Origin of the sequence: Marivirga tractuosa, assembly GCF_042140215.1 — a bacterium.
GTDB lineage: Bacteria > Bacteroidota > Bacteroidia > Cytophagales > Cyclobacteriaceae > Marivirga > Marivirga tractuosa_A.
In genome coordinates, this window is record NZ_CP159478.1 from 2,611,760 (window position 1) to 2,634,578 (window position 22,819).

The 22,819-nt window shown below is 32.8% G+C and carries 22 protein-coding genes; 13 read left to right on the top strand and 9 right to left on the bottom strand.

Annotation, left to right across the window (positions count from 1 at the left end):
* Positions 1-27 precede the first annotated feature (27 nt).
* Positions 28-561, bottom strand: a complete 534-nt coding sequence (greB, locus tag ABWH96_RS11750) for a transcription elongation factor GreB (RefSeq protein ID WP_375577723.1) — start codon at positions 559-561, stop codon at positions 28-30.
* Between the two features lie 333 nt (positions 562-894).
* On the opposite strand from greB, the gene ABWH96_RS11755 reads away from it, so the two are divergent.
* On the top strand, positions 895-1,653 hold the full coding sequence (locus tag ABWH96_RS11755; RefSeq protein ID WP_375577724.1) for a metallophosphoesterase: 759 nt from the start codon (positions 895-897) through the stop codon (positions 1,651-1,653).
* A gap of 23 nt (positions 1,654-1,676) precedes the next feature.
* Here the strand turns inward: ABWH96_RS11755 and ABWH96_RS11760 are convergent, their stop codons facing one another.
* Positions 1,677-2,219: a hypothetical protein gene (locus ABWH96_RS11760; RefSeq protein ID WP_375577725.1), complete on the bottom strand. Its 543-nt coding sequence runs from the start codon at positions 2,217-2,219 to the stop codon at positions 1,677-1,679.
* 87 nt (positions 2,220-2,306) lie between these two features.
* Between ABWH96_RS11760 and ABWH96_RS11765 the strand changes: the two genes are divergently transcribed.
* The 4 genes from ABWH96_RS11765 (at position 2,307) to ABWH96_RS11780 (ending at position 8,865) form a co-directional block, all read left to right on the top strand.
* Positions 2,307-3,926, top strand: coding sequence for a hypothetical protein (locus ABWH96_RS11765; protein WP_375577726.1), 1,620 nt, complete (start codon positions 2,307-2,309; stop codon positions 3,924-3,926).
* Positions 3,927-4,070: 144 nt separating this feature from the next.
* The gene (locus ABWH96_RS11770; RefSeq protein WP_375577727.1) at positions 4,071-7,844 is read left to right on the top strand and encodes a hypothetical protein; all 3,774 of its coding nucleotides are present in this window, start codon (positions 4,071-4,073) and stop codon (positions 7,842-7,844) included.
* 18 nt (positions 7,845-7,862) lie between these two features.
* Positions 7,863-8,507 (top strand): hypothetical protein, encoded by a 645-nt coding sequence (locus ABWH96_RS11775; protein ID WP_375577728.1) that lies wholly within the window; start codon positions 7,863-7,865, stop codon positions 8,505-8,507.
* 55 nt (positions 8,508-8,562) lie between these two features.
* Positions 8,563-8,865, top strand: a complete 303-nt coding sequence (locus tag ABWH96_RS11780) for a hypothetical protein (RefSeq protein ID WP_375577729.1) — start codon at positions 8,563-8,565, stop codon at positions 8,863-8,865.
* Between the two features lie 324 nt (positions 8,866-9,189).
* Here ABWH96_RS11780 and ABWH96_RS11785 read toward each other — a convergent pair whose 3' ends face one another.
* Entirely contained in the window at positions 9,190-9,402 is a 213-nt protein-coding gene (locus ABWH96_RS11785) for a helix-turn-helix domain-containing protein (protein ID WP_375577730.1), read from the bottom strand.
* A 96-nt stretch (positions 9,403-9,498) separates the two neighbouring features.
* Between ABWH96_RS11785 and ABWH96_RS11790 the strand changes: the two genes are divergently transcribed.
* From ABWH96_RS11790 to ABWH96_RS11800, 3 genes are all read left to right on the top strand, one after another.
* Entirely contained in the window at positions 9,499-9,702 is a 204-nt protein-coding gene (locus tag ABWH96_RS11790; RefSeq protein WP_375577731.1) for a hypothetical protein, read from the top strand.
* Between the two features lie 254 nt (positions 9,703-9,956).
* Positions 9,957-10,571, top strand: a complete 615-nt coding sequence (locus ABWH96_RS11795) for a tyrosine-type recombinase/integrase (protein WP_375577732.1) — start codon at positions 9,957-9,959, stop codon at positions 10,569-10,571.
* Between the two features lies 1 nt (position 10,572).
* Complete coding sequence (locus tag ABWH96_RS11800; protein ID WP_375577733.1) at positions 10,573-11,571, top strand: helix-turn-helix domain-containing protein; 999 nt, start codon at positions 10,573-10,575, stop codon at positions 11,569-11,571.
* Here ABWH96_RS11800 and ABWH96_RS11805 read toward each other — a convergent pair.
* Positions 11,554-11,973 (bottom strand): helix-turn-helix domain-containing protein, encoded by a 420-nt coding sequence (locus ABWH96_RS11805; protein ID WP_375577734.1) that lies wholly within the window; start codon positions 11,971-11,973, stop codon positions 11,554-11,556. The genes ABWH96_RS11800 and ABWH96_RS11805 overlap by 18 nt on opposite strands.
* A gap of 122 nt (positions 11,974-12,095) precedes the next feature.
* Here ABWH96_RS11805 and ABWH96_RS11810 point away from each other — a divergent pair, with 122 nt between their 5' ends.
* Both ABWH96_RS11810 and ABWH96_RS11815 read left to right on the top strand, forming a co-directional pair.
* A complete protein-coding gene (locus tag ABWH96_RS11810; protein ID WP_375577735.1) occupies positions 12,096-14,099 on the top strand; it encodes a hypothetical protein in 2,004 nt (667 codons plus the stop codon).
* Between the two features lie 17 nt (positions 14,100-14,116).
* On the top strand, positions 14,117-14,782 hold the full coding sequence (locus ABWH96_RS11815; protein WP_375577736.1) for an AAA family ATPase: 666 nt from the start codon (positions 14,117-14,119) through the stop codon (positions 14,780-14,782).
* A gap of 12 nt (positions 14,783-14,794) precedes the next feature.
* Here ABWH96_RS11815 and ABWH96_RS11820 read toward each other — a convergent pair whose 3' ends face one another.
* Together ABWH96_RS11820 and ABWH96_RS11825 are read right to left on the bottom strand one after the other, a co-directional pair.
* Positions 14,795-15,679, bottom strand: coding sequence for a hypothetical protein (locus ABWH96_RS11820; protein WP_375577737.1), 885 nt, complete (start codon positions 15,677-15,679; stop codon positions 14,795-14,797).
* 14 nt (positions 15,680-15,693) lie between these two features.
* Positions 15,694-16,689, bottom strand: a complete 996-nt coding sequence (locus ABWH96_RS11825) for an AbiH family protein (RefSeq protein WP_375577738.1) — start codon at positions 16,687-16,689, stop codon at positions 15,694-15,696.
* A gap of 824 nt (positions 16,690-17,513) precedes the next feature.
* Here ABWH96_RS11825 and ABWH96_RS11830 point away from each other — a divergent pair.
* Positions 17,514-18,002 (top strand): TlpA family protein disulfide reductase, encoded by a 489-nt coding sequence (locus ABWH96_RS11830; protein ID WP_375577739.1) that lies wholly within the window; start codon positions 17,514-17,516, stop codon positions 18,000-18,002.
* Here the strand turns inward: ABWH96_RS11830 and ABWH96_RS11835 are convergent.
* From ABWH96_RS11835 to ABWH96_RS11845, 3 genes are read right to left on the bottom strand one after another with little or no spacing between them, the layout of a single operon-like run.
* Complete coding sequence (locus ABWH96_RS11835; RefSeq protein WP_375577740.1) at positions 17,905-19,443, bottom strand: Tn3 family transposase; 1,539 nt, start codon at positions 19,441-19,443, stop codon at positions 17,905-17,907. The two genes, ABWH96_RS11830 and ABWH96_RS11835, sit on opposite strands and share 98 nt — an antisense overlap.
* Entirely contained in the window at positions 19,418-20,995 is a 1,578-nt protein-coding gene (locus ABWH96_RS11840) for a DUF4158 domain-containing protein (RefSeq protein WP_375577741.1), read from the bottom strand. Before ABWH96_RS11840 ends, ABWH96_RS11835 begins: the two co-directional genes overlap by 26 nt.
* Positions 20,996-20,997: 2 nt before the next feature.
* Complete coding sequence (locus ABWH96_RS11845) at positions 20,998-21,612, bottom strand: recombinase family protein (protein WP_375577742.1); 615 nt, start codon at positions 21,610-21,612, stop codon at positions 20,998-21,000.
* 187 nt (positions 21,613-21,799) lie between these two features.
* Here ABWH96_RS11845 and ABWH96_RS11850 point away from each other — a divergent pair, with 187 nt between their 5' ends.
* Together ABWH96_RS11850 and merTP are read left to right on the top strand one after the other, a co-directional pair.
* Complete coding sequence (locus ABWH96_RS11850; RefSeq protein WP_375577743.1) at positions 21,800-22,171, top strand: ArsR/SmtB family transcription factor; 372 nt, start codon at positions 21,800-21,802, stop codon at positions 22,169-22,171.
* The gene (merTP, locus tag ABWH96_RS11855) at positions 22,168-22,803 is read left to right on the top strand and encodes a mercuric transport protein MerTP (protein ID WP_375577744.1); all 636 of its coding nucleotides are present in this window, start codon (positions 22,168-22,170) and stop codon (positions 22,801-22,803) included. Before ABWH96_RS11850 ends, merTP begins: the two co-directional genes overlap by 4 nt.
* The last annotated feature ends 16 nt before the right edge of the window (positions 22,804-22,819 follow it).

Sequence of the window (22,819 nt, forward strand, 5' to 3'; positions counted from 1 at the left end):
AGCCAAAATAGTGGGAGAGAAGTGAATTTAGAAATCAGATCCACCACCTTTTTCATACTCAATCTTAAGTATTCGCCAGTTGAATTCACCAGCAGGAGTTTTTACAATGACTTTATCACCTGCAATTTTGTTTAAAAGCGCTTGTGCCAAAGGTGAGTCCATCGAAATATAATCTTTATTGCCAATAAGCTCTTCGTATCCCACAATACGTAGTCGTTTTTTTAGTCCTCTATCCATATTCTCAACTTCCACCCAGGCGCCAAACATTACTTTACCTTCCTGATGAGGATGATAATGTATAACTTTAAAGTTATCTATGCATTTGCGTAGGTAACGAATGCGACTATCAATTTCACGTAAGCGTTTTTTATTATAATGATAATCAGCATTTTCTGATCGGTCGCCTAAACTGGCGGCCCATGAAACCTTGGCCGTAACATCTGGGCGTTCAACTTTCCACAAATGATCATGCTCTTCGCGCAACTTTTGAAATCCTTCAGCAGTAATCATTTGCGAACGGTTAAGTTTAGGAAGTGTTGATTCTGGAATTTTACGTCTCATGTTTAGATTGTCTTATTATAGCGCAGTCGAAAAATAATAGATTAATAAGTGTTTCAAAAAGAAGTGTTATTCTTAAATTAAAAAGTGAAAATGAAAATTGACAAAATACCTCTCATGGGATCAGTTCACAACATTGAATAAATTGAAGCCTCAATGAGAATATGAAAAGTTACAATTTTTTCAATTAAATTATGAAAATAACATGCTCATAATTCATTTTCTAAATGATTTATATTCATTTTTTAAAAGCGGGCAATCTATATTTTTTGGGAAGATCAATTAGATTCTTATCAATTGTTATGTGAGATACTTAATATTTAGTATGTTCAGTCCATGAAAATCCAATTTGCATCAGATCTTCACTTAGAGTTCATAATGAACAATGCTTATATTGAAAAATACCCTTTGGAAGCTAAGGGAGATATTTTGATTTTGGCAGGTGACATTATTCCATTCAACATGCTGCATACTGCAAATAACTTTTTTGATTATGTCTCTAATAATTTTGAGAAAACCTATTGGATTCCTGGTAATCACGAATATTACAGATCCGATATAAATGATCGAAGCGGTTCATTTCAGGAGAAAATTCGAGATAATGTTATTTTGCTGAACAATAAATCAATTCAATTCGAAGATTTTACAATCATATTTAGTACGCTTTGGACTTCAATCGGGGATAAGTATGCAAATGAAGTAAAACGTGGCATGAATGATTTTAGAGTAATTAAAGATGATGGTTTAAGCCTTAGACCAAAGAAGTACAATGAACTTCATCTAGATTGCCTTTCATTCATTCAAAGGGAATTAGAGAACTGCAATGAAGATAAAAAGTCTATAGTAGTCTCACATCATGTTCCTACCAAAATTAATTACCCATCAAAATACTTTGGTAGCATATTGAATGAAGCATTTGCAATTGAACTCAAAGATTTTATTACCGACTTTAAACCTGATTATTGGATTTACGGCCATCATCATGCTAATAGAAGAGATTTTCAAATAGGGGAGACTCAATTGATGACCAATCAATTAGGATATATTGACTATCAAGAACATCAAGGATTTAGTAGATCTAGAACTATTTTTTAGAATTAAATTGTCGTTTTATTTTTTTAATACTTCATATTATAGTTTTTTGAATTTATGTCTTGGTGAAAAGATTCGCTTTCAACTTTTGACAATGTATATAATTTATAGAGAGATATGGATGTTGGTTGAATTGCAACTGCCATAGATGAATTTAGGTTTGTTGTAAACAAATGTTTAAAATCACTTAATTCAATATCATTCTGCATGCATACATTCATAAAATTGAGGATAATATTTTGTTTGTTTTTAAATTCTCTTAGGATCCGATGAACATCTAAATATTCTAAGTTTGTCTTACACAATACTCCAGGATTATTTACACTTCCGTGAGAAATGAAGTGTATGGTTTTAGGATGCACATTATCTAGCCTTAAAATTTCTTGTTTTAATTGAACTTTATCTTCAATAAACTTCACATCCAATTGATCTGTTAGAGGTAGAAATTCTTCGGTAATAAAATCATTGTCAATTAATAGTTCAGTAAGGCCATCAAATTGATTATTGTCTTTTATCTGGTCTATAAAACATAAAATATAAATTTTCCCCCAATATTCAGATTTAATCATATATCATGTAGTTAAATGAAAATTTAATATACACAAAGCAAATAGTAAATTTTATCTAAATTTAGATTTAATGAAATTCTGAATATCATGAATAAAGAAAAGGAAATTTTTAATGATCCGAATGGAAAATTTGTAATCGCAATTGATTCCACATGGAAATATAATAAGAATAATCAAGATAAAAGATTGCATCAATTTGAAGTATCAAAAGAATGTGTATTCCAAATAAGTTGTAGACCAATAAATGATCGTATTTCTAAAATTATTGAGAATAAAAAGATAATTCCTCATGATTTCAGTCTACCAAATTTAAGCTACCACGAAATATATAATGAACAGGATGATATACACTCATATATCTGGATGTGTCAAATTGATGATCATTTTATAATGTCAATGTATTTTTACAATCCAAAAATCAAACCTCCAAAAGATATCGGTCTCGATCTAATGGGAATCCGCATGAGTTTGCAAAATATTCAATATAGTAGAGAGGAGAAATTTGTAAATAAAGAAGCGGCTAAAGATAAGAAAGGGAAGAAAAAAGACTATTTAAATATAGAAACATGGAGAAATCCGCAAGTAAAGTTTCTTCAATCTATAACAAAAAAAGATAAGGCATCAATTAAAAGAATATCACCTGTTGAAATAGATGTGGTCAAACTCTATGCACTATTAAAGTGTAAAGTTTCCCAAAGGCCTAATGGCTTTTATGATAAGGTAAGAGTCGGATTACCATTGGATAATATGATATGGTGGGACTTTGTTGTCGAATGTGATAAAGGGTATTTTCAAATCTGGCGAACTCCACACATGATTGAGGCCATATTTGATTTTGATGAAGATTTTGATTTGATCGATTTTCTAGAGAAGAATATAAAAAAATACTCCAAAGAGATTATTGAGACCATTGAGAAATTCGATCATCATACTATATATATAAATCATTATAAAAGTTACAAAGAATGTGTCAATACCCTTTGGAAAGAAATTTCAATGATTGATTTAACACCACCTGTAGCTCCAACTCTTCATATTTCTAAAGGAAAGGAATTGGAAAATTATTCAAAGGCAATACCAGAATTTACAGAAAAGAGCGTTAAGTATCATGCTCTTGCAAAGTCTTTAGTTCTAAATGCGGCTTTCGAAATAGAGTCGTATCTGAACTTGATAATTAGGGTTGGGAGAAGTAATGAATTAAGACACTATCCAGAAGTATTAAAGAAATTCTTACGTCAAGATTTTTCATACAAAATCAAGAATCTCAGGTTTTATACGACAATCTTCGTAAAAGATTTTGATTTAAAAAGTAATGAATATAGGGATGCTAAGGAGTTAATGACTATGCGGAACAAATATGTCCATTTTGATGAAGATTCAAGACATAATAAGCTTGGCGAAATACTATATGATGATAATTATCCATTACATCCAACAGATGCTGACCGTCCTGCGATTGAATCTATCAAAAAAATGTTTCATAAACCTGAATTTAAGAAAGTCAAAAACGCTTATGAAGTCTCTCGAGCCTTTGTAAACTATTTAGAATCCCTAATTCATCCAGAAGTAAGGGATAGTATAAGATTCCTTCTTGATCAAAATCCTATTGGCTATAATGAGAATACTGGTGCATATTCGGCAGTCAATAACCCAGCAAGCATTGACTTTTTCGGTGGTTTCAAAGAGGACAGCAAAAGTTTAGAATAGTGCAATTGAACACAGAATTGTACTTTATTATTTTATTTCGTAAGTCTTTTAAACTTATAAATTCATTTTTTTATAATAAAGTCAAATGTTAAAATTAAATACTCTTTTATATATTCTTGTAAATTAATCGAAGATTAAAAACATATGCGTTGGATCTCATCTACAGAATTGCAAAAAATCTCAGGAAAAGAATTTGAAATGATTCTACCTGAGTTAATCCGGAAACTAATTATTGCAAGTTGTACAAGTTTCCCAGACATTCATGTACCAATAGGTGATAGCATTTATAAACCCGGTTGGGATGGTCAATGTAACTCAGATGAAAAATGTGAATATGTTTCTCAAGGGATATCTTTCTGGGAATGGGGACGTGATGAAGACTTTCTAGGAAAGTGCAATGAGGAATATAAAAAGAGAACAATTCAGACAGATCAGAGTGTAAGGTGTAACTCAACATTTGTTTTTGTCACCCCAAAAAGATGGGTAAAACCAAAACAGAATAAGGAAACAAAGATCAAAACTTTTCAGGGCAAAAATGAGTGGAAAGATATCAAAATCTATGATGCGGATGATCTGGAAATGTGGATCGAATTGCACCCAGCAATAGGCCTTTGGCTAGCAAGAAGACTCCGTTTGGTCCCTCCAAAAAATATTGAATCGGCAACAGATTTCTGGAATATCTTTACAGATGCTAAGGAATTTACATTTTCCTCTGAGCTTATCATTGCTGGTAGAAATAAACAGAAATCCCAAATCCAACATTTTCTAAATGGTGACCCTGGTAATCTTGAAGTTCAGGCATCTTCTGATTCAGAAGCCATAGCCTTCATCATAGCTTCGGCCATCGACAAAGGAAAAGTATTTAAGGAGGTATTTTTTAATAGAGCAATTATCATCAAAGGAAAGGAAGAATTAAGGGAGATCACTTCAAATCATGAGAACCGGATTATAATTTATAACTCACAAGGAAACGAAAAAATAGAAAACCCAACTCCTGAATTAAACCATATTTTGAATACTTTAGATTTTAAAATAAATACAAGTGGTGTTTCATTACAAATCCCAACTGGAGACTCATTCGCAAAGTCTCTCGAAGGTTTAGGTTTGGAGTGGGAAAATGCTTATTCGCTATCTAAGCAATGTGGCCGAAGTTTTTCAGCATTAAGAAGAATACTTACAGATATACCAGGTAGGATTTCCTGGACGGAAAACAAGAACTTGAGACAGTTGATTCCTATTTTCCTATTGCAAAAAATAGATACAAGGAAAAAAGGTGACAGGCAGCTTATTACTAAACTTGCTCAAAAGTCATTTGAGGAATATGAAAGCGAAATTAGAGAATGGTCCCTAATCTCTGATAACCCAGTCTATTTAGTCTCAAATTATTGGCGTGTAGTATCACCATATGATTTGTTTTTTGCTCTTGCAAGGTTTATTACAACGAGTCAACTAAGGTTGTTTGAAGAAGCTCTAATGGAAGCACTTTGCGAAATAGACCCAGCTCTTGAGTTGGAACCAAATATGAGAATGGCATCTGCTTTATTCAATAAAGAAACCAATTACTCAAATAAATGTAAAGAGGGAATTTGCCAGACTTTAATTTTGATTAGCGTCTTTGGGGAGAGAGCCGGAATTAATGTCGAATTGGATATAATGGGCTGGGTTGATAGCATTGTGAAAAGATTGCTTTCGAATCAAGACTTGTCTTTTTGGCAATCCGTAGAAAGTAAAATTCATTTATTGGCAGAAGCTTCGCCAGACTCTTTTTTGACTTCCCTTGAAGAAATAGCTATAAATAACCCAATAGCTATGTCCTCAATGTTTAATGACGAGGACTATGATTTATTTTCTCCAACCTATCACACTCATATTTTATGGGCTTTGGAATCACTAGCCTGGGATTCCCATTATTTTTCCAATGTTGTTTTAGTTCTTGCTCGGCTGGTTGAGTTAGACAAAGGAGGGAAAACTGCAAATAGACCGCTTAATTCTCTCAGACATATCTTCCTTTTGTGGTTACCCCAAACCTATGTTTCACAGAATAATAGGGGCAAGGTCATTGAAACCTTGATTAAACAAAAGGGAGATGTAGCCTTCAAATTACTACTGGAAATTGCACCTAAATCTCATGATACAGGGCATTATACCCATAAATTACTCTGGAGGAATAGAGAGATTATGGGTAAAAAAGTAACCCGAAAAGAATGGGCAAAGGGTATTTCGTTTGTTTGTGAAAAATTAATAGAAGTTGCTGACAACCGTATTGATAGATGGATTGAGATCATTGACCTTATGGATGACTTTTATAATGAAGATAGAACCAAGCTGATTGATACGATCACCATTATTCCGTTTGATGGAAGTTCAGAAGCATTAATATTTAGAGAAAAGCTAAGGCAATTTATCTGGAGTCACGAAACCTATTCAGCACAAGATTGGGCAATCAATTCTGATGATCTTGAAAGACTGAAAGCTTATCATTCCAGCTTGCTCTCAAACGATGTTGACAGATATTATTGGTATTTCAATGTTGATACAATAGAAAGTAGCAGGACTTCTAGCCTTAGCTCAAATGAATTAATAGAAAAAACAAACGAACTAAGACAAGAAGCACTCTCTAAAATTAATCTCTCAATGGGAATTGATGGTATTGTTGAGCTATCAAACATTGCTGAAAGACCCTGGTTAGTGGGTCGAAACCTAGCCTCAATAACTCAAGGTTATCAAAATAATTTGCTCGCTTTCCTTGAAAAAGATAGCTCTGATAACCAGTACCGCATGGCAGCGGGATACTTTTATAGATCTTCTGAGCAAAAGGATTTTGCTTGGATTGAAAACATTGCGAAATCCATAAATCAAGAGAAATCAAGCAAAAGGCTCTTGGTTCATTTCTTTTTATCCCTTTCTCCAAGTGCTCAAATTTGGAAATTACTTGAACATACCTCTAAAAAAGCATATCAAGATTTTTGGAAGATAGCTTACAAAAATGACTGGGGTTTGAATGTTACTCCCGATGAATTGAATCAGTGTATCAAAATTCTAAATCAGTTTGAAAGATTTTCCACGAGCTTGAATCTAATTAGGTCAGAACGAAAGGTAACCCCCATAGAGTTAATAATAGAAACCTTAAAAGGGCTTGCAACTCATACCTTTGAAGAAAATGTCAATTTGCAATTCGGCTCATACACTATCATCGAATTGTTCAAACGACTTGATGAGGAAGGTGTGGATGAGAAAACAATGCAACTTCTTGAATGGTACTACATATCAATATTAAACAATTCAAGAAGAGGCCGACCCATAAAATACCTTTACAAAGCCTTGAAAGAGAGCCCTTCATTTTTCTCAGAACTTATTTCATGGTCATACATTCCCGAGACCAATCCCCCAGAGGAAGAAATTAGGGATCTAAACCCTGATTTTGTGCAAAACAGGGCAAAAAACGCTCATGAGCTATTGGAGTCTTGGGTAAGTATTCCTGGAACAAATTCAGCGGGAGGTATTGAGATGGATAAATTAAAATCGTGGATTAAAGAATCTATTGAAGAATGTGCCAAAAGAGACAGGGAGTCCAAAGGTTACTATGAAATAGGTAAGGTATTTGGAAAGAGTAGAGAGACTCAAAAAAATTGGCCAGCACCGGAGATTTGCGAATTGATCGAAGAGATTGATCATAAGGAAATGAATGATGGATTTATTACTGGAATAATCTATGGTTCAAGGGTTCGAGCTTCAATAAGACCTGCTAATGGCGCTAACCCAGATAGAGCACGAGCAAGTAAATATTTTAGTCTTTCTGAAAAATTAAGTTTCGAATACCCTAAGGTCTCCCGACTACTAAAAGATGTTTCAAAAAGCTATGAAGGTTGGGCAGAGTATATGGATAGAGATAAAAAACAAAGAGATTTAGATTATTAATACAAAAAATAGCCCGAAATGCCTATACCGAATGTATCATCCCTATATCAAAGAATCCATCGAGGAGCTGAAGGAGGTCACGAATTTGCTAGATTTATCAAAATGTTACTTAAAGCAGACTATGAATCTAGGGGATTAAACTTCATCTCTGAATCAGATGCCTCTGGAGACTACAAGAAAGTAGATGGCTATGTTCCTGGAGATAAGGGACTGCCTGATTTCACTACGGTTTTTCAATACAAATTTTACCCTTCCAGCGTCTCATCACACCAAAAGGTTGAGTTGGTAAAATCACTTGAATCTGCTTTAAAGGAAAATCAATTTATTCAAGAGTACGTTTTTATCACACCTGAAGACTTCTCAAAGGAACAATTGGCATGGTTCGAATCTCTAAAAAATAAATTTGAGAATAAGTATTGGGTTGATCAGAATGGAGTCGGCTACAAAGGAGGTCTCGAATTGGTGCATTGGGGCCATACCAAGATTATTGAATTATGTTTGAAATATGATCACTTGGGTCGTCAGTATTATCCTGAACTATTCCCAATTGGAATTGGTAAATTCAAACTTTCCAAAGCACGGATTGATTCAACCCTCTGTAATTGGCTACCTTCGGAGTATCGAACCAAACAGGTTTTATCAATATCCTTTAAAGAAGGATAAACTACTTACAACAGACCCTGTTTTTGATTTTCATTTTAAGAATAGCACCAGTAATATGCAATTATTAAATCGAATTGAGATTCATATTGAAAAGGTTTGGAGTCGATTAAAAGGTATCCCACAAAACCAATTTTTGAATTCCGTGGGAACGATTGAGTATACATTGGACTTTGAAAAGCAAATCAATACTATCTACTTTGACAACCCTATGATATTTCCATCAAATGAGCCAATGAGGTTTCATTTACAAATAATTGACTTTGTGAATAAATGCCCTGGCAATATGGCCACACTAAAATTCTGGTTCTATTTCGATGAAATTATTGTCCCTACTGAGTCATATACATTATCTATATGAAATATCAATATATTTTTAAATTAGGGAATTCTTCACATACAATAAAATTATTGCTAAAATTGGATAAACTGAGTGATATTTTTTCATCATTAAATAGTTGTACCTGCTACCTTTGCTATTCAATTTCAAATGACAAGAGTAACTTAATACCTAGAATCCTTGAATTAACAAATAGCATATTAGTAACACAAAATCCCTATTTGTAGGATCGAAAATTGTATTGAATTCAATAATTCATAATTATATCTCTGTAAATATTTATAATATATTCAAACTGAAAAAAAATTAAATTTTCCACCCACAAAGTCAAACCAATTTTATTTCTTAGTCAAAATTATTAAAGAATTCTTTAAAAGTAATTCCTAAAGACTTAATAATATCATTGAGTTTATGTAAAGTAACTTTTCTCTCTCCCCGTTCAATCTTTCCAATATAATCCTCATGAAGGTCACTCAATGCAGCCAACTTCTCCTGACTGATACCTTTATCTTTCCTGTATTTTGCTATTAGTTTACCTACTTCCTTATATAATTCCACAAATCGAAAGTAGAGCAGAAATAAAATTCCTGACACAGACCAGTAGGGCGGTATCGGTATTTTTTCTTAAATTGTCATCAATAAATGAGTGCTTCAATGAACAAGAAGAATCTAAGGCCTGTGATTGTCTTAGATGGGGATGAAGTATCAAAAGGCTATTTTCATAGGTATGCAGTATACCAAAGGAATTATACAACCATAACCTATGCATTGATAGAATTGGAAGATGGCCAGCTGAAATACTTCGATCCTGAATTGGTTCAATTCACTGATCGGTATTCTTCAAATAATTCACTTTGAAGCTAGGGTCAGATATATTAACCTCTCTTTGCTTTTGGTTCCACTTTAAATAGAAGTGGAACCTTTTTGTTTTTATACCCTAATTCTGTTTATTGTCTATATTATTCCAATAATCCAAACTTTCTGGAGGGCGTTTTTTAAAAAAGTTCTACTTTTTTCTTGTACGAAACAAAAGTGAAACCAATTATTTTTACTAACTTTTAATTTGAAAGGGTAGGGGAGTCACCTAACTTTATTGGGATAATTCAATTTATATGTCCGCTCAGCAAACCGCATGTTCACCTTTGAAATGGGAAGAAGAATTTCAAAAACTCCTTCATGAAATGAGCGTGATGATTCACGAGGCTTCCGGGAATAGAAAAGTAACCTTGGCCAGGTATCAAACAGCCTTTGCTATTGGGGGATACCTTGGGCCACGAGCAAAGGAGTTATTGCATTTTACTTGGTTTGATTTTGTGGGAAAAACCTCAAAGGATCTATATGAATTCAAAACGGAGAAAAGCAGGAAGATATTTTTCAATGAAAAACTGATCCGGTTGGTGAATGCTAATTATCAAATAGTAGACCCACTTAATATCCATGACTTTATTCTGCAAAGCCCTAGTCATCCGGGCAAGACCATTTCAACCAGAGCCTTTAATAAGACTTTGAAGGGACTACTGGAGAAGTTCAGGATACAAACAGATAACCCTTCCTCACATACGCTGAGAAAGACATTCTCTTTCAGGATATTCAAGAACCAAGGGGCTGATGAGCAAGCGTTAATATTTGTTTCTGAGATTTTGAACCATGCCTCAACTCAATATACTCGTAAATATTTGGGGATCAGGAAAAATCAGATTAAAGAGGCTTATATAAGAATTGATTGATATGCAAACTACCACCTCTTATGACTTTGCTTATATAAATGATATTGCTTGTAAAAAGATTGAAAACTTTTCGGGGAAATCCAGACTTGACGCATTGGATATTTTAGCTAAAAGTCTCCTTTTCAAGGATTACTCTGAATTGTATAAGCATTATGAAACTTGTTGGTTAGCCAAAGATCATCCTGAGCCACTTCTACTACAATCATTTCAAGCCTCCTTTCTTGATACGGGGTATTTCTTTTCAGAATTTCAATTAATGAGCAGTTTAGAGATTGACCATAGTGTTGCATTGAAGTTAAAGTCTACCATTGATGATTTTGAAATATACAATAAAGGAATCTCTCACGGCAATATAGGCTACTCTTGGCTACCCAATATTGTAAGAGAAGTGAATAAAATAGAGCAAGATCAGGAAGTAAGGTTAATGGCACAATACCCTATTTCCATCTATCTAAGGAAAAGAAACTTTGACCTTAATTTTAAAAGCGGAAAATCAATAAATACTAACTTTCTGTACTGCGATCAATTTGACTGTAACAGTTTTGAGTATTTTAGAAACTATGAAACATACAGAGCCTATATTATCTCCTTATTAAAGGCTGTTTTATCATCCGAATCTATACTATTTGACTCCATAATGCTTTCAGAGAATGTAGATTCTCGAGTTCCATTTATCCAAATTTTAAAGGATAATTTTAGAACACATGAGGTTTCCTATAATGAAGGCCCTACGTATTTGTTCGTTCCTAAGCAATCGTTGACACTTTTTGAACAGTTCAATGAAAACATGAGTACTAATTCTTTCCAGGATTGGAGTATCTCTGGCGAAGAAATTAGAAGATTAAGAAAAAATAAAGGACTAAGGCAAATTGATCTAGCGAAATTATCAGGAGTAAGCCAAAGGCAAATTGGAAATATTGAGAATGGAAGAAATTACTCTTATTCTCATACAATAAAAGCACTTTTAAAGGTTTTAGGTAACTCAATCATCAAAAACTGATAATTCAAATTCCGCGGAATTCACACTATTATTATACTCCTGGTTTAAATCGCTAATGTTTTTTAAGTGTAAGAATGCTCGCATGCTTTGATTAAGTATTGAGAGGTATTTAGTCGGTAAAGCCTTACTCTGAAAAGATAAAAGTTCATATTCCTTTCTAACTTTTTCTATATAATTCTTGTCTTCATTCAGCAGCACATGCACTGAGGTATTTAACGCATTCGCCAATTTTTGCACATTAAAAATGGAAATATGCTCATGCTCTCCATTTTCATATTCCAATAATGTAGATGCATTGACTTCAGCAACCCTTGATAGTTTCCGACCTGTCCAACCTTTACTTTCCCTTAATTGACGGATCCGTAGCCCAAGTCTTTTTTGTAAAGAATCATTGTCTGCCATGACTTACAATTTAAGACATATTTACAACCTTTTGTAAGTCTAAACAAACAGTAGCAACAGATTGCCTTTTATTACCCACATTTTTACCTTCTTTTAGTATTTATAACTCAAGATCGTGACAAATGGAAAATTTTAAGATTATTAATAAAAAAGCATACGTGTTAGAAGCCCATTTAATTAAAATAGGTTTAATCAGAGCAGATCAATCGAAAAGCAACAGGTTGCGAATGTTCCTTCTGCCAAATGCTATTGTGGTCTATAAGTCTCTTTATATTCTTTTGGAAAACATTCCCCTTAACCTTTTGATTAAACATAAACTACCAAAGAATGATGAGCAAATTCATGTCGATGTTCAAAAGGATACAAAAACTAAGAGAATCAAAAATCAAGAATACATTGTTTTTATTCTTAAACACGCAATTGACGAACCGCTGAGGTGGAAAAGATATTTACCAGAGTACGTGGATTACTGTTTACCAAGAGACATCAATATCAGTTTTGCAAAAACCCACTCCGTTTTTGTTGAAATACTATCATTGCGGCCTAGATTTAAGCTGAGTGAGATTTTCCCTGTTTACCAATCATTGGAAGAGATGGTCTTCCAGACAAAAAATGCCAATAGCTTTAGAAATAAGGTTAAAATAGCATCAGATAACTCAATTGCATCATGCTTAATACATGCTTTTAGAATTGATGGACGAGAACCGTATAGATTAGACGGTCTTGTAAAAAGTAGAATCGTTTTTCATTACTGCAAAAAAGGAACTAACTCGATTTCTCAAATTACGAAAGATGTCAACTCTGAAAGAACAGACAGGGGATTACACCATATATCAGAGACTTCTGTATATAGGTTTCTAAATGATCCAGAGATTAAGAACAAATATGATCCAATTAGATATGGAGGAGACTATGCGAACAATAATATCTTTTCATATTTGGAACGATATGAAGCAAAATTTGGGGATGTCTTAGTAATTGATTGTACAGAACTAAATATTCATAATTTAAATAAAGATGGGAATCGCGTACGAATGACTTTATGCGCTGTGCTGGAAATGTATACTCGAAAGATTATAGGATTTAGCTTAGGATATAGTGAAAACTCAGGACTAATACTTGAAACCCTTGAAATCGCATTTAAAGAGTTAGGATTCATACCAAGATCCATTCTCCATGACAATCATAAGGCATACTTTTCAAAAGAATTTAAAAAATTCTCAAATGCAGCTTTTGAGCTGGGAATACATTTTAGAAAAGCGAAAATAGGAAACGCAAAAGATAAAGGTCATGTGGAAAGGTGGTTTGATACGTTTCAATCAAAATATCTGTCGAAATTAATAGGTTACCATGGAAAAGGCATTAAATCTACATCTAAGAATGCTAGGGTAGGAAAGGAGGTAGAGCAACGTCAATTTCAAATGTCAATGATCAGAAGCGAATTCAACTTAAAAGAGTCCATAAAAGAGCTGATAGGTTATTATAATCAGGAGGAAAATAATAGAGGTAAATGTCCAAACATCACCTTTTTAGAAGCTGATTATAGTGAACTGCAGGAGCTGACAAAAATCGAGTATTCTAAACTTTTTTATTCAGAATGTAACAGAAAAGTCCAACAGAGTAAAATCAACGTAAACGGTTATAAATATCAAATAAAAAATTCAATACTTGAAGACAAGATCAATGACACAAATATACTGGTTAGATATGACCCAAAATCCAATGAATCCATTCACCTTTTTGATATCAAAACGAAAAAATATTATGGGGAACATGGACTTGCAGATCGCATAAATCCGTTACCTACTGAATTAGATTTAAAAATCATTCAGGATAAAAATGAAAGATTAACCCAACGAATTACCGCAAATCTACATGAATTTAACGAAAGTCAGGAAAGGGCTCAATTACTTCTTCATTCGAGCCCAATCCTAGCCTTAAGTCCTCAGAAACATATTGATTCTGTCATAAAAGAAGCTGAAGATAATGTCCTGCTCAGAAGTCAAGTTGAATTATTTGAAGCCAAATTTTTGAAAAAGAAGCCTACTGTGAAAAAGCGACTTTCAGGTAAATTGGAAAAAGATCATCCATATAAAGTAAAAGGGTCATTTAAACGAATACAGTAACTAAAAAAAATAATATTATGAGAATCTACGATTTAAACAATTTTTCATCAATCATTAACTCGTGTGCTAATGCACAAACTAAAAAACTAATGATTGGCATTATTGGCTACCCAGGGGCCGGTAAAACTGCTGCACTGCAATACTACAGTCAAAACAATAGAAATGTTTATTACTTACGAGTTCGAAAAAGTATGACTGCAAAGGATTTTTATATAAGACTTCTTGAGTCTATGGGATTGAAGAATACCATGAGAGAGCTTCCAATTCATTTTATAATGAATAAGATTGCAGGAAATCTAAACTTAAGTACAAAACCCAATTTGATAATAATAGACGAGGCGGGTAAATTCAAACCAAAACAACTGGAATACATCCATGAGCTAAGAGATATGACTGATGGTACCACTGGAATAGTTTTAGCAGGACCTGAATATTTCAGAGATAACCTTGATAGTTGGAAAAAAGACAATGTTATAGGAATACCAGAGTTGCACAGGCGTATTTTCGATTTTATTGAATTAGACAGGCCAAAGTATGCTGAAGTAAAACTACTGTGTTCTGAATATGGAGTAAAGGATGAAAAACTAGCTATAAAAATTCATAGAGAAGCAGATAACTTTGCAAGCATTGTTTTTATGATTTATAAGGAATTGGAAAGGAGAGGGGGTACTGAGCCAAATTGAAGTAAGCAATGCTTAGTTTTTGAATTTTGCTACTTCTTCCTTAAACCTATCCAGATTTAAATTATGTAATTCACAGAAATCATCTAGTACTTTTTGTAAAATTTCATGATGTTTATATAGCCATAATCCTTTAATCCGAACAGATTTGGATTTATTATTCATCAGTCTACAGATTGATTTTATTGTAGATATTAGCTCTCTTTTAACAGTATCTACTGTAAACTCTTTTATCATGTCTAAGCTTTTACCATCCATATTCATTTCAAAGAGTCTTGCTTGATTGTATATAAACGTCAGGGGAGAAAGGTAATAACAATTATTGTCAGTTTCGTAGGGGCTTAGGTCTGGAAACTTTAGATCTAAAGATTTATCTACTTTTACAATTGGCCTGATATCTGAGGTTTCTAATTTATAAGCATTTACCAATGCTGGTCCAATACAATAATTGTCTCTATGATAAAGTAATCCAGTTGATATGCCACCTCGGATTGAAATGCCTTGGTTAAACAAAGACATTAATGATAAATTTATAATAGAACCGAATTCATAAAATATCAATTCATTCTCCTTTTCACCTCCTTTTATCAAGGGCACTGAAACAATCACAGAATCCGAGAAATAGCTTATTTGAAAATCCTCAATTTTTGACGATTCTTTATCAAGAGAATCATTAAACATCCTTTCAGTATGATAATAATTAAATTTCATGGATTTAAGACCTTCGGAGAAACATTCGTAGACTTGTTTATAAATATGTATTATAGCATTTGGACCTCTCAAGTTCATGATTAGGTCAGTACTTCCTAGAATATCCAAAAATGCAATTAATCTGTTTTGATATTCGTAGGTGATCTCGCAAAATTTTGGTTTAATGTAATTTCCAGTTTCAATAAGCATGATAGATATTAATTTTATTTTATAATTGACTCATCAGAAAACCCTCTTATCTTACTTCTAACAGTCGAAGGATTTTTAAAATGTCTTGAAAGATTATAGCATTTATCAATAAAGTCTGCACGATCAGGATAACACTTAATGTTTATGTCAATACATTCCTTTCTATCAAGTATCGTGTTTAATAGTACTCTATCAGATAGACCACAAGACATACCAAGAATTTCCACATCATAAGAATTAGATTTTAAGAACCACTCTAGTTGAGCATGGTAAGAGCCTTGCAAATATTGGAAGGTTTTGAAATGTGTTAATAGTTCATTGTCATTTTGATCTTGAAGCTCTTTATAACCCGGGTCAATCTCATCACCATAACCAAAAATAATTGGATAGTTTTTATCCGATAATGACCCGTGAATAGGTATAACTTGAGGTCTTGACTTTTCATCAGGCCACGTATCGTAATATTTTTCTATGGTATTTGTGTAATTAAAACAAACTATAAGATCATCTTTTCCATACTTTGAGAAATCAAATCTCTTTTTTGAAGATTTAATTTTCTCTCTTACCAAATCACTCTTTAAATACTCTATTAATAACTTCTTTACACGATTTAAATTGGCATTTAGTAATTTTATATCTCCTTTGGGTGATTTTCTGAAATGGGATAGAAGCTCTTGATAGTATAATTCTTCAATATTAACCCAGTATCCTTTGTTTTTATTCCTATTTACTTGACGGAATATTTTTAGTAAAAAATCATTTTTCCATCTTACAGCATTGCTATTCAATTGGTCTTCCACATACTTATAGTTCCATTCATCAGCAGGTAAAGCATAAGAGTGTGTTGGATGAGTTATTCGGATAATATTCACGTCATTAAAGGTAGCATTGTTAATCCCTAAGTCATTCTTTTTTTTATCTAGCCACCATTGAAGAAAATCAGTATAGCTAGTTGGAATATCATGAGCCAAATCAAACCCATTGCCAAGTAACAGCAATTTTTTAATCATAGTCATATAACACTTTTTAATTGTGGTTCAATTTAAAAAATTACATGCAGTATAGTATCCTGATTCTATATGAAATCCTAGAAGGATAAAGAATTTAAGTCGAGAACTCTGATAGTCTATTCATTTTTTAAAAGAAAACTATTCATAATTCAACTGGCGAATAACAGAAGTTCTGTGATAGTTTAAATCAAACTATTGTGATTATTGTTATATAATTTATATTATGTTAAGTTACTCTTTTTAATACCCACCTATTCTTTATTATCTTCTTTTCATATGGCTGTAATCTGAGCAGCTCCCTATCATGATGAAATTGTTATTACTCATCTAAACTGCTTCAGTTGTCCAAAGTCTGAAGTGTTATTTTCAATTGTATATCCTGTGGTGAAGAGTTCTTTATTTTAAGCACTGTATTTGGCTTAACTTTTAGTTATGCTACGACCCCATAATTCTAAGCACTCTATTTTCTTTTCAGTCTGGCCATTGTACAGCTTTGTGATTCTACGAGAAAATAGCGCTTTAGGAAATCAGACTATCTTGCTCAAGATTGCAAGCATCTTCATGAAGCCTAATTTCCTGATAGATGCTCTCCTATAAATGAAACCCCTGGCTTCCATTTTATTATTAGTAACTAGTGTGTGCCTCAACTTAACATAATGTTTTACAGGATGGTATTTTACGGCTATCAGATATTAACAGCTTCCTATCCGTTATCTATCAAACATATTGAACACATTGGAATCACATATTCGTATTGGCTTAATATCGATCAAATCAAGGAGAAAGAGCTTGGAACTTTCTATCTTTGTGTATAAATATCAAGCATGGAAAAAGAAATAACCCCTATCTCATCCATAAAAGTGCAGGATTTTGAGGATTATGAGGTCAACTTACTTGAAAAGTACAAAGGAAAGCCGCTATTGATCATCATTTATAACAATCAATGTTTAGGATGCACTGGCAGAGCAATTCCTTTAGCTTATGAATATCAACAGGAATACCCTAATCTTCAAGTAGTTGGGATTCACAGCATTTTTAATAAGAAAGTAGTTACCGAAGAAGACATTAAAAGCATTTTCACTACTAAGGAACTCCCCTTCCCTATTTATTTAGATCAAAATCATCAGGTCTATGATCAATTTGAATCAGAAGGAACTCCACAATGGCTTTTAATTAGGCTATCAACAAAAGTATTGCAAAATTCGCAACAGCATATTAAAATTCCTTTAGCTGAAAATCAATCAAAGAGTTTAAATCAAATTTTTCCGTCTGAGTTCCAAGTAGATCAAAATCATATTCTCCATGAATATTGACATGTTGCCAAGTTATGAGATTCGTACTATTAAGTGAATGTATAATTTCATTTTGTGTTTTAGTATTCACAATAGAAAGGCTCTTTGTAAGTGTTAAGTAGTTCCATAAGACAACGGAGTTTTGTATTAAATTCCTGCAAGAAACAGCTAGTCTCTGCTCCTCCTTCGATCCTACTTTAAATTCTTGGTTATTACCAAAAAATATATCTTTAGCAAATTTATGCCAGAGCTCCCCTTTATTAAGTTGTTTTTCAATTCTTTGTCTTAAATCCCTATCATCATAATATTCTAATAAAAAAATAGATTTATGAATTCGTCCAAGTTCCTTTAATGCTCTATTTAATGGATGATTTTTAGCATATGAACTTAATCTCTTTAGAAGAATCGATGCTGTAACTTCTTTAGTTCTTATTGATACTAATAATCTAAGAATATTATCCCACTGGTCTATTATTAATTGTTCGTCAATGTATTTGGAACGATCTGGAGGAATTATTTTATATCCTAATTCTTTATATTTCTTAACCGGATCTTCCTTAAAAGTATAAATTTGCTGAGCCCCTGGCCTTTTTATTCTTGGGGCAAATTTAATTTTCAAACAATTACATAAACCAAATATCACTTCCGTATAACCGTGAGTATCGGTACTATGTATGGTACTTTCAACCACGTCATTATGTAATAGTCCATCTAGAATGTATGCTGCTTCTCTTTCAGATGAACTTATAACCGTATCATAAAATGTTCTGCTAAATTCATCAATAAATCCATAGGCACTTACACCTTTTCCTGCACCAAAATATTTATATGAGTAACTAGAATGAATTGATGGTACTGAAACACCAAATTTTTGACCGTCACTTGATGTATGGTGTGAATCTGCAAATTGCTTAAAATATTTGGGGAGAGATAATTTATCAATTACCTCTATAACCTGCCTATTCGCTTCTTGAATATTTTCTAGACTAAAATACCATCTTACAGTATTTTCAAGCTTTTCAGGTCCCACTCCCTTAGTAATTTTTCCCATTTTTCTTACTCCAATATTACAACCAAGTGCTACAATGCTTGCGATGAGTATTTCTTTATTTGGTGAAACATTGGAACCACGTTTCATACTAAAGTGAACGAAGGATTTTAGACAGTTGGTGGATTGAGAAATGTCGTTTAGTATGTCTATTAATGGAATTATTTTGTTCTCAGAGATCAGTCGAACTAACTGGCCATCATTCTCAGTTTCATTCTTAGGTGTATTAATAATTGGTTTTCCTTTATTATTAAATTTGAGGTCTTCATTGGAATTGATTTTTTCATTTGTATTCTTGTATTGAGCCCTCAATTTATTTTTTAATGCCTTTAAAACCCCTTCGCAATCTGAAAGGTGGCTCAAATTTGAACTTTCGAGTAAAGTATTCTTAATTGAGCTGCCATTCGTTTTCATCAATCATATAATCATTGATTGATCGGTAATTATTAGAATGTTTTAGATTTAAGGCTCCTGATTTAATATTGTTTGCACATTCTATATAAAGTAATACCTTATATAATTTTTTATCAAATTGACCAACTCTTTTAATAAATTTCAATTGATTTGAAGAAATAAAGTCTGTTTTTGGATCGGAAATTATATTTCCATTAGTTCTTTGATAATCAAATATTGGATTATAAATGATCGGCTCCGATGCTTTTTCATTAAAGTTTACAGATAACAGTATATCTTTCAATTTCCTTGAAAGCTTTAATGACCCTGAACCTAACTTTTCAAAATACATCTCATCTTTTAGTTTATCTGAAATAGATTCCTCAAGACTATCAAATTCCTTAATTATTTGATCTCTGAGACTAGCATTTGAATTAATTATTTCTAATGATGCTCTTATTTTTTCCTCCGAAGAGAATTTATCAGAATTTAATATTTTTCTTACCTTATCTAATTTAGATTCATGTTTATCTAAATTATTTATTATTCTGCCTTTTGCTTCATTAACATGTTTTGCAGGCGTCCCACGTTTATTTATGAAGTCATCTTTTACTTTGTTTTCTGTTTGGTTTAAAAATGTCTGAACTGATTTTAAAAAAGTATCAATAAATAAATCTTGTCTTATACGATATTGGTAAGTAAGGAATGCTAAAACATATAAATATCTTTTCTCAGGATTTTTGATAGCATTGAATTGTGGTTGCTCTGCGATAATTACCCAACCAGCATAATAATTCACTAGAGCTTCAGAAATAGTCAAATCTTGTAAAACACTTTCAAATTCATGGAATAAACTTGAAATAATTTTAAATTGATATACACTCTCCTTATTTTTTGATGCTGAAGTATTTTGATTTGGGGCTTTAAGAGTAGTAATTAAATAGGGATTTTGTGGGGATAATTCTCCTTCTCCAGCTGCCATCTGAAGAAATTCATCTAGAAGTAATTTCTGGTCTTGAGTCAATAATATATTAACTTGATTAATTATACTCTTTTCATACTCATTAAAACTACTCATAACCAAAGTTGAGAGTCTTGAATAGGAAGGAATTTCTATTTTATTTTCTATTAGAAAATCTACTAGAGTGAAAAAAATAATCTTTGGACGAATAGCTTTTTTGACTAATTGTGATGATTGATCATAGACTACTGCATAAAAAATTTCAAAAGAATGATATCCAAACTCCTCCAATATTTCCTTCTTATGAAGCCTGGATACAGACTCTGTATACCAATTAATATGTTTATTAATCTTAGTAATATCAATTTTCAGTAAATCACAACAGTATTTCACATCACTTTTGATAAACTTTTTGGGATTAAAGAATTTATTTTGTGATAAGAAGTATCCCCTTTGTAGAACGTAGCCTAATTTGTTTAGCTCAGATTTAAACTGTTTTTTTGAATTTTCAAAAAAATATGTCCTATGATCTACATCTATAGTACTTGGTGAATCAAATATTCTAATTTCTGCATTACTTATAAAACGATATCTACTAGTAGTTTTAGTCATTTCTAATTGGTAAAATCTTTAACTTTCTTAACAGTATTTGGAGAACATCTACACAATCTCTGGATTTCTCTGGACGAATACCCTTTGGATAAATACTTTTGGATATCGAGATGCTTGGATAAAAATCTTTCTACAGTCTCCTTGGACCCAATCTGTCTACCAGTTGTTAATCCTTTCGCTTTTCTAGATCTAATCCCTGATTTGATTCTGTAACTCATTTGCTCACTTTCAAGCCTTGCCAAGTCAGCCATAATCGTAACTATCAATCTTGTAAAGACCTCACCCATTTCATTGTCAGTATTAATGGTTGTTCCAATATTATGAATATAAAGTGCTACTCCGGAAGTTTTTAGATGCTCTATCAAATTAAGCACTTCGTGTGTGTTTCGGCCAAGTCTGGAAACTTCTGATACCATAACACACTTTACATTGTTATCGAATATGTATTTTAGTGACTTTTGTAAGCCTGGTCGCTTTTCTATGGGTACAGAAAAGCCTGAAATTTTTTCTGAGAAAACTTTCACCACTTCAAACCTTTCAACCTCTTTCATATCATTGAGCTGCCGGGCTGTGGATTGGTCTTTAGTCGAAACCCTTGTATAAATTATTGACTTCATGTTACAATTTAAGCATTAGTTAAAACGAAAACACATCATTTAGTAGATAAGTATAATTAAATAATTCTAGTAACTGCATAGTAACAAGGTTATAATGGTAACACTATTGACAGTATTTAAGTATTTACTGAAATACTGAACCTTTCTTTATATCTTTACGTTTTAGTAATCACTAAAATATTAAAAGATGAGCAAAAGCTGTATTAGAGTATTAGCAGATCCCGTCCAAATTAAGGAATGTAAGGAATCCCTAAACCAACTTGATGAGCAGTTGGAGTTAGCAACTCAGATATTCAATCTTTCTGGAAATGCTGCAAGATTAAAAATTCTATTTCTCTTACACAAAGAAGGAGAAATGTGTCCATGTGATCTAAGTGATATCCTGGATATATCTGTGGGTGGTGTTTCGCAGCATTTGCGTAAGCTAAAGGACGGGAAGCTTGTCAAGGACAAGAAAGTAGGCCAAACAGTCTTTTATTCTCTAGTAGATGAGAATATACAAGTGATCAAGCCTGTCTTAAATAGCTTATTTGCTAATTATAAAGAACCAGTATCATGAGCAACTCAAATCAAACAAATACATCCTCCAAAAGTGTTGGGGCAGGTTTGTTGGTGGCCATAACAGCGTCACTTTGTTGTATCACTCCTGTTTTTGCCACGTTGGCAGGGATTGGAGGCATTGCTTCTTCCTTTTCGTGGATGGAGCCTTTTAGACCTTATTTAATAGGCCTCACCATTTTTGTATTAGGGTTTGCCTGGTATCAAAAATTACGACCCAGGACCCGGAAAGAAATCGATTGTGCCTGTGAGGATGATGAAAAATCTTCCTTCTGGCAGTCTAAGAAGTTTCTGGGAATCGTAACAGTCTTTGCTGTATTGATGCTTGCTTTCCCATCCTATTCTGGCATCTTTTTCTCAGGCAATAGCAATGCAGATAAGATTATCGTGGTAAAAGAAAATGACATTCTGAATGCAGAGCTAAGTATCAAAGGCATGACCTGCACAGGATGCGTGCACAGCGTGAATGCTGCGCTTAATAGTAGTGAAGGTGTTCTCGAAGCTTCTTCATCCTACGAAAGTGGTATTGCAACGGTAAAGTTTGACCAATCAAAAGTATCCGTTGATCAATTGGCAACTAATGTTGAGGAAGCTACGGGCTATAAAGTGACTGATAAAAAAGTCATTGAGTGAAAAAACTTTAAATAGA